The organism is Rhodococcus sp. EPR-134, assembly GCF_001647205.1.
In the GTDB taxonomy this organism is placed as follows: domain Bacteria; phylum Actinomycetota; class Actinomycetes; order Mycobacteriales; family Mycobacteriaceae; genus Rhodococcus_F; species Rhodococcus_F qingshengii.
The window spans coordinates 1-9,866 of sequence record NZ_LVCT01000668.1 but is presented as its reverse complement, the minus strand read 5'-3'; the positions used below and the strand labels follow the sequence as shown (position 1 = coordinate 9,866).

Genomic DNA, 9,866 nt, shown 5'->3' with positions numbered 1-9,866 from the left:
AGACGGCAAGTGGCTGATCAGCTACCGAACCCTCACCCGGCTCCGTGTCGACCAGGACCCCGGATTCTTCCGATTCATGAAAGCGCTGTGACGAAGTGACCAACCCGCTGTTCCAACCGCTCCGTATCCGTTCGCTCGAATTGTCCAACCGCATAGTCATGTCGCCGATGACGCGCACGTACTCCATCGAGGGCGTGCCCGGCCGGGACGTCGCCGAGTACTACCGCCGACGAGCTGAGGGCGGCACCGGACTGATCGTCACCGAAGGCGTCGCGATCGATCACGAGACTGCTGTCGACCACGCCAACGTCCCCAACCTCCACACTCCCGCTGCTCAGGCCGGATGGCGGAAGGTAGTCGACGACGTGCACGCTGCGGGCGGCAAGATCGTGCCTCAGCTCTGGCACGTCGGACCTTTGTGGGGCGCGATGACGCAGATGGACCCCTCACTCAAGCCGATGCGCCCCTCAGGCGAGTGGGGCCCGCTCGGCGTCACCTCGTACTCCGCTGCCTACGTCGAACGCGCACAGGCCAGCACCGAAGCGATGACCGAGCAGGACATACAGGACGTCATCGACGCGTACGTCCGTAGCGCGAAGCACGCCGTCGAACTCGGCTTCGACGGCATCGCGATCCACGGCGGTCACGGCTACCTCCTCGATTCCTTCTTCTGGGAGGGCACCAACCAGCGCGACGACGCGTGGGGAGGCGACCTGGAGCGTCGTACCAGGTTCCCGGCCGCCGTCGTCGCCGCGATCCGCGCGGCCATCGGACCGGATATGCCGATCATCTACCGTTTCTCACAGCACAAGCAGCAGGATTTCACCGCGAAGATCGCGGAAACCCCCGAAGAGTTGGGCGTCATCCTGGGCGCGCTGGTCGACGCCGGAGTCGACGTTCTCGACGCCAGCATCAGGCGTTTCGACGTGCCGGCCTTCGAAGGCAGCGATCTCTCGTTGGCGGGTTGGGCGAAGAAGCTGACCGGCGCCGTCACGATGGCCGTCGGCAGCGTCGGTATCGGAAAGTCGCTGCGGGACAGCCGCATCGAAGGCGTGGCACCTGTAGTCGACAACATCCCACAGCTCGAGGAGCGCATCGGCAGCGGAGAGTTCGATCTGATCGCGATCGGCCGTCTCCATCTCGCCGATCCTGCATTGGCAACTACCCTGCGCGCCGGTGGCCCGCTACCGGCGTTCGATCGAGCGGTGCATGAGGGCAGCTTGATCTAGGGGCTCCGCCCCTGTGCGCCTTTCCGGTAGTTCGCACTACCAAAAAGGCGCACAGGGCCGAAGGCCTTTATGTTCGACCCATGACTACTTTCAACGCCTGGGTCGCCCGCGACAGCGACGGCACCATCGACTTCGCCCCCGAAACCGTCGACGAATCCTTCCTCCCGGCAGGTGAGGTCACCATTCGCGTCGAGTACTCGAGCGTCAACTACAAGGACGCGCTCGCGGTCACGCCGAAAGGCGGGGTGGTTCGCGAGTACCCGATCGTCCCCGGCATCGACGTCGCCGGCGAGGTCATTGCCTCCGAGTCCGACGCATTCGCCCCGGGAGACAAGGTCGTCGCACATGGCTACGAGATCGGGACCGCCCGCAACGGCGGCTACGCCGAGATCGCCCGTTTGCCTGCCGAGTGGGTCGTGAAGCTCGACGGCATTTCCACCGCCGACGCTGCCGCGATCGGCACGGCAGGATTCACCGCAGCCATGAGCGTCCAAGCCATTCTGGCCAGCGGAGTGAAGCCAGCCGACGGTCCCGTCCTGGTGACTGGCGCGAGCGGCGGCGTCGGCACCGTCAGCGTCGACCTTCTGGCAAGCGCAGGCTTCGACGTGGTCGCCTCCAGCGGTAAGCCCGGCGCGGCAGACCTTCTGACGTCACTCGGTGCGTCTTCGGTGATCGGCCGGCTCCCCGAGGATCCCGACGCCAAGCCTCGCCCGCTCGGAAAATCTCAGTGGGCGGCGGCCGTCGACTGCGTCGGTGGAAAGACCCTCGCTCACGTTCTGAGCACGATCAACTACGGCGGTGTTGTCGCTGCCAGCGGATTGACCGGCGGCGCCGCGCTGCCTACGACCGTGCTGCCGTTCATTCTCCGCGGAGTCTCACTGCTGGGCATGGACTCGGTATTGATGCCGATCGAACCCCGTCGCGCGCTGTGGACCCGGCTGGGCTCCGACTTGGCCCCACGTCATCTGAAGGAGATCACGAACCTCGTTGCCGTCCGCGACGTCGTCTCGGTGATCGATCAGGTACGCGAAGGCAAGTACACCGGCCGGGCGCTGGTTCAGGTTGCCGACGGATTCTGAACCGCTCAGAAAAGTGTGAACAGATCTGCCGGTTCTTCGACCGTCGTGGACTTCTCCTTGTAAGGAGAGTTCACGGCGGTCGGTTCCTTCTTCACCGGGGCAGCAAGCGGGACCGATGCGATGTCCCCCGAGACGATGGCGCGTGCGGCTTCGCCGGCCAGCTTGTCTGCCATTTCGTTGTAGTGGTTGCCGACGTGCCCGCGCACCCAGCGAAAGCGCACCGGACCGACTCGATCGGTGATGGCTCGATCGATACTCTGCACCAGTTCGAGGTTCTTGACCGCCCCGCCGCTCGCGGTCTTCCAGCCCTTGCGCTTCCAACTGGGCAACCATTCGGAAGCGCACTTGATGGCGTACTGCGAGTCGGATTCGATGAGTAGAGGATCAGCACCGGGATGGGCGACGACGGCCTCGAACAGAGCACGCAACTCTGCAATCTGGTTGGTGCCGGACGCTTCTCCGCCGGACATGCTCGGACCCTCGTGATTGACCCACGCCCAGCCGATAGCCCCACCGGGGTTTCGCAGACAGGATCCGTCGGTGCTCACGATGATCATGGCTCGGACAATACGTTGCGCCACCGACACACGCCTTAACGGAGGATGGACGGTGGCGATACGCTGACCTCGATGACGCCGCTATCTCCGGTCGACGAAGTCACGGTGACTTCTCAGCGACCACTCGATGCCGCGCTGACGCTCAGCCCGCATCAGCGCGGACCCGGCGACCCCGCACATCGACGGTCAGCCGACGGAGCGATCTGGCGAGTTTCCCGCCAACTTTCGGGTCCTGTGACCTACCGCATCACCCAGTCGGATCGCCACACGGTCCGGGTACAGGCCTGGGGTCCCGGCGCCACGGAATTCCTGACCGGCGCCGAAGCGCTGCTCGGTCTCGACGACGAAGCCGAAGATTTTGCCCCCGAACATCCCAAGCTCGCCGAAGCTCATCGACGCTTCCCTCATCTGCGCATCGGCCGCACCGGCCGCGTCATGGAAGCTCTCGTTCCCGCGATCCTCGAGCAACGAGTCCACGGCATCGACGCATTCGCCGCGTGGCGCCGCCTGCTGACCAAGTTCGGGGAGCGCCCACCCGGCCCCGCGCCCGACGGAATGCGGGTTCCACTCACCGCGGACCAATGGCGTCGAATGCCGTCATGGGAATTCCATCGCGCGAACGTCGATCCCGCGAGGTCCAAGACGATCGTTCAGTGCGCTCGCGTCGCCGACCGCCTCGAGCAGGCATCCACGTTCCCCAGAACCGAGGCGACCAAACGGTTGCGAGCGGTACCCGGCGTCGGGATCTGGACTGCCGCCGAAGTGGCTCAGCGTGCATTCGGCGATTCCGATGCACTCTCGGTCGGCGACTACCACCTTTCTGCCGTCGTCGGGTGGTCACTGCTGGGTGAACCGATCGACGACGCCCAGATGGTGCAGTACCTCGCTCCCCTTCAACCGCATCGATACCGCGCCGTGAGGCTTCTGCAGGTCAGCGGGCAAGCCGTCAAACCCAAGTTCGGTCCGCGAACTGCCGTTGCCGACCACCGTTGGCACTGAGCATCAGGAGTTGGAAAATGTCGACCCGATACGCACACATCGCCTTCTCCCCCGCTGCGGTGGAGCGTCAGCGGTCGACCGGAAGTTTCACCGTGTACGGTTCGAAACTCGATCAGCCCGACGAGGGCCCGATGGAATTCGATTTCCGCGCGCAGGGATTCGTGAAATCCGTGGATTCCTTCTTCATGTCCACGGTGACGCCCGACGGTTGGCCGTACGTCCAACATCGCGGCGGCCCGCGCGGATTCCTGCATGTGTTGGGCCCGAATCGAATCGGATTCGCCGATCTCCCCGGCAATCAGCAATTCGTGACGCTCGGCAATCTGGAAGAGAACAATCGCATCTCGCTGTTCGTCATCGATTACCCGACGCGAACGAGATTGAAGATCTACGGGCGCGCGCAGGTGATCGAAGCGGACGAGGACCCTGCACTACTGCAACAGCTCTTGCAAGTCCCCGGCGGCACCATGACGGCAAAAGCCCAGCGTTCCATCGTCATCGACGTCGAAGCGTTCGACTGGAACTGCAGTCGAAACATCACGCCACGCTTCGACAAGGAGCGCATGGACGAATCCCTCGCTCTGGCACGCCAACCCCTGCAAGCCGAGGTAGATCGGCTTACTGCCGAGGTCGAAGAATTGCGTGCGCGGTTGTCGAAAAACGAATGAGACTAGGCGGTTTCAGGGCACTCGGAGTCGGGTAGCCACCAAACACGGCCCGTCGCGCGGAGACGACGGGTCCCGTTGTGCCCGAGGAGGTCCGCACGATCGATCCAGACGGTGGAGTTCTGGTTAACGAACTGCACCGCCACCATTCACGACTGGTTCCACACAGACAGATTGGCCGTCCCCATGAAACTGTCCCGAACTCTCACCATGTCCGTACTCGTCGTCGCCGCAGTCGGCGCCGGAGCCGGCACCGCGGTCGCAGCGCCCCCGAATGCGGGCTTCGATCCGTCCCAACCCCTACTGACACCGACCGCAGAGTCGAACAGCCAGGCGGCGTTGATGCTCTTCCCCGGTAACGATCCGAAGCAGGCCGCGTTCGACACGATGGCCAACGAGGTCAATATCGGCTGGAACAACGGTGGTCTGCAGTCGACCCTGATCGGAGCCAACCTCGGCGTCGGAATCGGCTGCCTGTCGATCTTCCCGAACTTCATCGCCGGCTGCATCGTCGGTGGAGTCATCGGCACGGTTGCCGGAGTCGGCGCAGGAATCACCAACGGAAACCCGAACGCTGCGCCGGCCGTCGAGAAGTTCTTCGCGACTCCTTGAGTAGCGCTCAGCTGTGCGTGTGCCCGGGGGTGGGTGTCTCGTCGTGAAAATGTGTGGCGCCGATCGAATGCAGCAGCTGGTGAACGGTGTCGTCCGCCAGTTGGTATCGCATCGATCGGCCGTCGCGGGTCGCGCTCACCCACCCCTGGCTACGCAGTAGCCGCAGCGCATGTGAGACGGCTGTGCCGCTCATCCCCAGCGCCACGGACAAATCCGTGACGCAGATACCCGGTGCGTGATGAAGGCAGAGCAACAGACGCAGACGGTTGGTGTCGGAGAGAAGCTCGAAGCGACCGGACCAACTGGTGACATCGAGCCCCTCGAGTGCGGCCCTGGCGCGACGAACATCCTCGACGCTCAGCGCGCCACTGGTGTCTGCTGCGCCTGCATTCGTCAACCGACTGCCTCCGTAGAACTTCCGATCCCCCGCCGCAAGTGTACCCAGAAGCGAACCTCGTCAGGCAGACTCCACCACGGCCGCCATACCCTGGCCACCGCCGATACACATGGTCAACAGCGCTTTTCCGCCGCCGCGTCGGCCGAGTTCGTGAAGCGCGGTTGTTGCCATACGCGCACCCGTCGCTCCCACGGGGTGCCCGAGCGAGATGCCGGAACCGTTGACGTTCAGGCGATCGAGGTCCTCGAATCCCCATTCCTTCACGACGCCGAGAACCTGGCACGCAAACGCCTCGTTCAGCTCGACCAGATCGAAATCGGCAAAGCGTGCCCCGGTGCGAGCAAACAGTTTCGAGACGGCGGCAACCGGCCCGAGGCCCATCAGCGCCGGTTCACAACCGGCCGCGGCCCAACTGTCGAGGAACCCGATGGGTTCCAGCCCCAGCTCGTCCAGACGATCCTCGGCGACAACCAACATCGCTGCCGCAGCGTCGTTCTGCTGGCTGGCGTTACCGGCGGTCACGACGCCTCCCTCGGTCACCGCACGCAGCCGTGCCAGGGTTTCGAGTGAGGTATCCGGACGAATCCCCTCGTCAGCACGAAACTGTGTGACGTTCCCTTTTCGATCCGTCAGTTCGACGGCGACGATTTCGGCATCGAAGCGGCCGGATTCTCTTGCCAGTGTTGCCTTTCGGTGGCTGTCGACGGCGAAGGTGTCCGACTCTTCCCGCGTGATCCCGCAGCGTGTCGCGACGTTCTCGGCCGTTTCGATCATTCCGCTGATCCGACCGAATCGCCACTCGGGGTGCGAGCGCTCGCGGCCACGATCGAGGCGGTCGAACAGTTGCAGCCCACCGGATCTGGTGCCCCACCGCGCTCCGGTGGTGTAGTGCTCGATCCCGCTCATCGATTCGACGCCACCCGCGAGAACCACGTCGGCCGCACCCGTCTGGACCATCATGGCCGCGGAAACGATGGCCTGCAGACCCGTTCCACATCGGCGATCCGTCTGGAAGCCGGCTACCGAAATCGGCAACCCGGCCTCGAGCGCCGCCCACCTTCCGATGCACGGTGCCTCCGAATTGGCATACGACTGCCCCATCGCGACGTCGTCGATGCGGGACGGATCGATTCCGCTACGACGCACGGTCTCCTTGACGACGGTGGCAGCCAGACTTTCCGCAGGCACGTCACGAAGTGCCCCTCCGAAACGGCCCACCGCGGTTCTGACCGGCGCGACCAATGCTGCTCGTTTCACAACTGACCTCGAATCTCGTTCTGGAAGAATGGAAAAGGATTCAGGAGACCAACAGGCGCACGGTATCCGCTACCAGCGCAGGTTTACCCGCTCCTTCGATTTCGATCGTGTACCGCACGACTATCGTCGCGCCCTTCGCGGTGCGCTCGAAGGAAAGAATCTCCGCACCTGCCCGCACCGAAGAACCGACCTTGACCGGTTCGGGGAATCGCACCTTGTTGCTTCCGTAGTTCACGGTCATGGAGATTCCGTCGACACGCATCACCTGAGCGCCGAGCACCGGCAACAACGAAAGAGTCAGATAGCCGTGGGCGATGGTGCCGCCGTACGGACCCTGCGCTGCGCGCTCGGGATCCACGTGAATCCACTGGTGATCCTCGGTGGCGTCGGCGAACTTGTCGATCCGATCCTGTGTGACCGGGAACCACGCGCTGTAGCCCAAGTGCTCACCGACAGCCGTCTCTACTTCGTCGATTCCGTTGAAAATTCGCATAGTTCTCTCCTGAAAGGTGTTGAACAGCAAAGAAAAGTGCAGCGCTAATGTGCGCCGCGGCGCAGCGTCAATGTGCGCCGCGGCGCAGCGTGACCCGATACGTGTACTGCTCCGGCAAGAAATAGCTCACCGACAACTCGTTGGCAACGCCCTGCGCGTTGGAGTACAAACGGTCCACCCGCAACATGGCGTGGCCGATTTCGCAATCGACGTCCCTGGCAACGTCCGCCGTGGCCGGGGACACCGTGATCGATTGTGCTGCTTCGACAATCGGACTGTCGATCAGCGGTTCCAGCAAGCCGATCACCGTATTGGCGCTCACCGCACCGGCCGCCATGGCGGGCAGGTCGATGATCTGCCGCGCGATCGCCTCCGGCAGATGCGCCGTCGTCTGCACGAACGGAACTCCCTCGTGTATCCGCCGGAAGACCACGGTGTACACGACGTCGGTGTCGAGCCGAAGCCGACTGGCCGCCTCGATGTCCACGCGCCGGTGCAGCGGTGACACAACTTCCATCGTCGTGTCCCGCGAAAGGTTCATGAGATCTTCGATGGATCCGAGATGACGGAGATAGCGGCCGCTGTTCTCGGTCACGAACGTTCCGCGCCCGGGTACTCGGTACACGATGCCCTCGGCAACCAGATCGTGAAAGGCTCGGCGGACCGTCTGCCGACTCACGCCGTGATGCTGCGCCAGTTCGGATTCGGTGGGCAGTTGAATGCCGTCGCGGTAGGTACCGGCAGAGATCTGCTGACGAAGCTCACGAGAGAGGCGTTGGTACGCCGGCTCCGTCTCTCTTTCCTTACCGCTCATAGCGACATGATCCTACTTGCTCACCGATCCGTCACAGACCGCCGCGGGCAACCAGCTGCGAAACGATCACGTTGCGCTGAATTTCGTTGGTTCCCTCCCCGACGATCATCAGTGGTGCATCACGGAAATACCGCTCGACGTCGTACTCCGTCGAATAGCCGTAACCGCCGTGGATGCGGACGGCGGACAAAGCGATTTCCATCGCCACCTCGGAGGCGTACAGCTTGGCCATGCCTGCCTCCATGTCGCACCGCTCGCCGCTGTCGTACATCTGCGCCGCGTGCCACGTCAGCTGCCGTGCGGCCGTCAGCTTCGTTGCCATGTCGGCGAGGTAATTGCCGATCGACTGGTGCTTCCAGATCGGCTGGCCGAAGCTCTCGCGCTGCTGCGCGTAGGCAAGTGAATCCTCGAGTGCGGCCGTGGCGACGCCCAGTGCGCGGCAAGCCACCTGGATACGGCCGGTCTCGAGTCCCTTCATCATCTGCCCGAAGCCCTTTCCGGGAGTACCGCCCAGAATGGCCGACTCGGAGATGCGGTAATTGTCGAAGGACAGTTCACAACTCTCGACGCCCTTGTATCCGAGCTTCGGGAGGTCGCGGGAGACGGTCAGCCCTTCGCCGTGCTCGACGAGAACGATCGAGATGCCCGCATGACGAGGGCTTGCGCTTGGATCGGTCTTGCACAGCAAGGCGATCACGCCGGATCGGCGGGCATTGGTGATCCATGTCTTGGCGCCGTTGACGACCAGATCTGTGCCGTCGCTCTTGGCGTTGGTTGTCATGGCCTGCAGATCGGAACCTCCGCCGGGCTCGGTGAGGGCCATCGTTGCCCGGATCTCGCCGGTTGCCATTCGCGGCAGGTACTTCACCTTCTGCTCTTCGGTACCGAACAGCGAGATGAGTTTCCCGACCACCGTGTGACCGCCCATCGCCCCCGCCAGGGACATCCATCCGCGTGACAGTTCCTGCGTCACCTGCGCATAACAGGGCATGGACACCGGCGATCCGCCGTACTCCTCGGGAATCGCGAGCCCGTAGATCCCGATCTGCTTCATCTGATCGATCCACTTCTCGGGATACTCGTTCGCGTGCTCCACCTCCTGGACCGTGGGCTTGACCTCTCGGTCGACGAACCGGCGCACGGTTTCGATCAGGAATGTCTCTTCGTCGTTGAGCTTGAGCATGAATCCGCCTCGACTTGAAATAAGTTTGTACGGCCATATTTCGATATTGTTCGCGCAATGTCAATACCGCGCCTTGACATCGATACGCAGCAACTGCCAGCATCGAGGCAGTTCGGTGCACATCAACGCCGTTCACGGCAGCTCATCCACTTCACAACTGGCCGTACATTTGATTTCCAGATCGAGGTAATCGACACACTATGGACGAGAACCACTACCGCGCCACCAGACGTCGCGCGTCCCTGGTCGCGCCGGGTTCAGACGAGCGCAAGGCACGCAAAGCACTCTTCTCGAACGCAGACGAGGTGATTCTCGACCTCGAAGATGCCGTCACTTCGGCGAACAAGAACCTGGCGCGAACCCTCGTGAGCACCTTGGTGCACGAGTTCGGTAGGGCGCGCACCATCTCGGTCCGAATCAACGGCCTGACCACACCATGGGCCCGCGACGACCTGATCGCCTGCGGCGCCCTCGGAGAATCGCTGACGAGCGTGATCGTCCCGAAGGTCGAGTCCGCCGACGAACTACTCGAGGCCGAGCACATCCTCTTCACTGCCGGTGGGCACCACACCACCCTGCAA

At 63.3% G+C, this 9,866-nt stretch carries 12 protein-coding genes; 6 read left to right on the top strand and 6 right to left on the bottom strand.

What is annotated here, in order from left to right; all coding sequences use genetic code 11:
* Nucleotides 1-95: 95 nt before the first annotated feature.
* Nucleotides 96-1,229 (top strand): oxidoreductase, encoded by a 1,134-nt coding sequence (locus tag A2J01_RS28925; RefSeq protein ID WP_064114111.1) that lies wholly within the window; start codon nt 96-98, stop codon nt 1,227-1,229.
* Between the two features lie 80 nt (nt 1,230-1,309).
* Nucleotides 1,310-2,308: an MDR family oxidoreductase gene (locus A2J01_RS28920; RefSeq protein ID WP_064074261.1), complete on the top strand. Its 999-nt coding sequence runs from the start codon at nt 1,310-1,312 to the stop codon at nt 2,306-2,308.
* A 5-nt stretch (nt 2,309-2,313) separates the two neighbouring features.
* On the opposite strand, the gene A2J01_RS28915 is transcribed toward A2J01_RS28920, so the two are convergent.
* Nucleotides 2,314-2,865 carry a ribonuclease H family protein gene (locus tag A2J01_RS28915; RefSeq protein WP_054188389.1) on the bottom strand — a complete coding sequence of 184 codons (552 nt, stop codon included), beginning with the start codon at nt 2,863-2,865 and terminating at the stop codon, nt 2,314-2,316.
* A 45-nt stretch (nt 2,866-2,910) separates the two neighbouring features.
* Here A2J01_RS28915 and A2J01_RS28910 point away from each other — a divergent pair, with 45 nt between their 5' ends.
* From A2J01_RS28910 to A2J01_RS28900, 3 genes are all read left to right on the top strand, one after another.
* Nucleotides 2,911-3,864 (top strand): DNA-3-methyladenine glycosylase family protein, encoded by a 954-nt coding sequence (locus A2J01_RS28910; protein ID WP_042448519.1) that lies wholly within the window; start codon nt 2,911-2,913, stop codon nt 3,862-3,864.
* A gap of 17 nt (nt 3,865-3,881) precedes the next feature.
* Nucleotides 3,882-4,532 carry a pyridoxamine 5'-phosphate oxidase family protein gene (locus tag A2J01_RS28905; protein WP_003940212.1) on the top strand — a complete coding sequence of 217 codons (651 nt, stop codon included), beginning with the start codon at nt 3,882-3,884 and terminating at the stop codon, nt 4,530-4,532.
* 111 nt (nt 4,533-4,643) lie between these two features.
* On the top strand, nt 4,644-5,141 hold the full coding sequence (locus tag A2J01_RS28900) for a hypothetical protein (RefSeq protein WP_003940625.1): 498 nt from the start codon (nt 4,644-4,646) through the stop codon (nt 5,139-5,141).
* A 7-nt stretch (nt 5,142-5,148) separates the two neighbouring features.
* On the opposite strand, the gene A2J01_RS28895 is transcribed toward A2J01_RS28900, so the two are convergent.
* The 5 genes from A2J01_RS28895 to A2J01_RS28875 form a co-directional block, all read right to left on the bottom strand.
* Entirely contained in the window at nt 5,149-5,538 is a 390-nt protein-coding gene (locus A2J01_RS28895) for an ArsR/SmtB family transcription factor (protein ID WP_003940184.1), read from the bottom strand.
* Nucleotides 5,539-5,598: 60 nt separating this feature from the next.
* Nucleotides 5,599-6,795, bottom strand: coding sequence for an acetyl-CoA C-acetyltransferase (locus tag A2J01_RS28890; RefSeq protein WP_064114110.1), 1,197 nt, complete (start codon nt 6,793-6,795; stop codon nt 5,599-5,601).
* A gap of 40 nt (nt 6,796-6,835) precedes the next feature.
* Nucleotides 6,836-7,288: a MaoC family dehydratase gene (locus tag A2J01_RS28885; RefSeq protein WP_003940415.1), complete on the bottom strand. Its 453-nt coding sequence runs from the start codon at nt 7,286-7,288 to the stop codon at nt 6,836-6,838.
* Nucleotides 7,289-7,355: 67 nt separating this feature from the next.
* Complete coding sequence (locus tag A2J01_RS28880; protein ID WP_042448526.1) at nt 7,356-8,102, bottom strand: GntR family transcriptional regulator; 747 nt, start codon at nt 8,100-8,102, stop codon at nt 7,356-7,358.
* A gap of 31 nt (nt 8,103-8,133) precedes the next feature.
* Entirely contained in the window at nt 8,134-9,285 is a 1,152-nt protein-coding gene (locus tag A2J01_RS28875; protein WP_064114109.1) for an acyl-CoA dehydrogenase family protein, read from the bottom strand.
* A gap of 200 nt (nt 9,286-9,485) precedes the next feature.
* On the opposite strand from A2J01_RS28875, the gene A2J01_RS28870 reads away from it, so the two are divergent.
* Nucleotides 9,486-9,866: aldolase/citrate lyase family protein (locus A2J01_RS28870; protein ID WP_231916022.1), on the top strand; the 381-nt coding region annotated here is incomplete at its 3' end.

Bases quoted from the DNA above. Each gene is read 5' to 3' on its own strand.
- A2J01_RS28920 (WP_064074261.1), top strand. From the start codon at position 1,310: ATGACTACTTTCAACGCCTGGGTCGCCCGCGACAGCGACGGCACCATC.
- A2J01_RS28915 (WP_054188389.1), bottom strand. From the start codon at position 2,865: ATGATCATCGTGAGCACCGACGGATCCTGTCTGCGAAACCCCGGTGGG.
- A2J01_RS28910 (WP_042448519.1), top strand. From the start codon at position 2,911: ATGGACGGTGGCGATACGCTGACCTCGATGACGCCGCTATCTCCGGTC.
- A2J01_RS28905 (WP_003940212.1), top strand. From the start codon at position 3,882: ATGTCGACCCGATACGCACACATCGCCTTCTCCCCCGCTGCGGTGGAG.
- A2J01_RS28885 (WP_003940415.1), bottom strand. From the start codon at position 7,288: ATGCGAATTTTCAACGGAATCGACGAAGTAGAGACGGCTGTCGGTGAG.
- A2J01_RS28880 (WP_042448526.1), bottom strand. From the start codon at position 8,102: ATGAGCGGTAAGGAAAGAGAGACGGAGCCGGCGTACCAACGCCTCTCT.
- A2J01_RS28875 (WP_064114109.1), bottom strand. From the start codon at position 9,285: ATGCTCAAGCTCAACGACGAAGAGACATTCCTGATCGAAACCGTGCGC.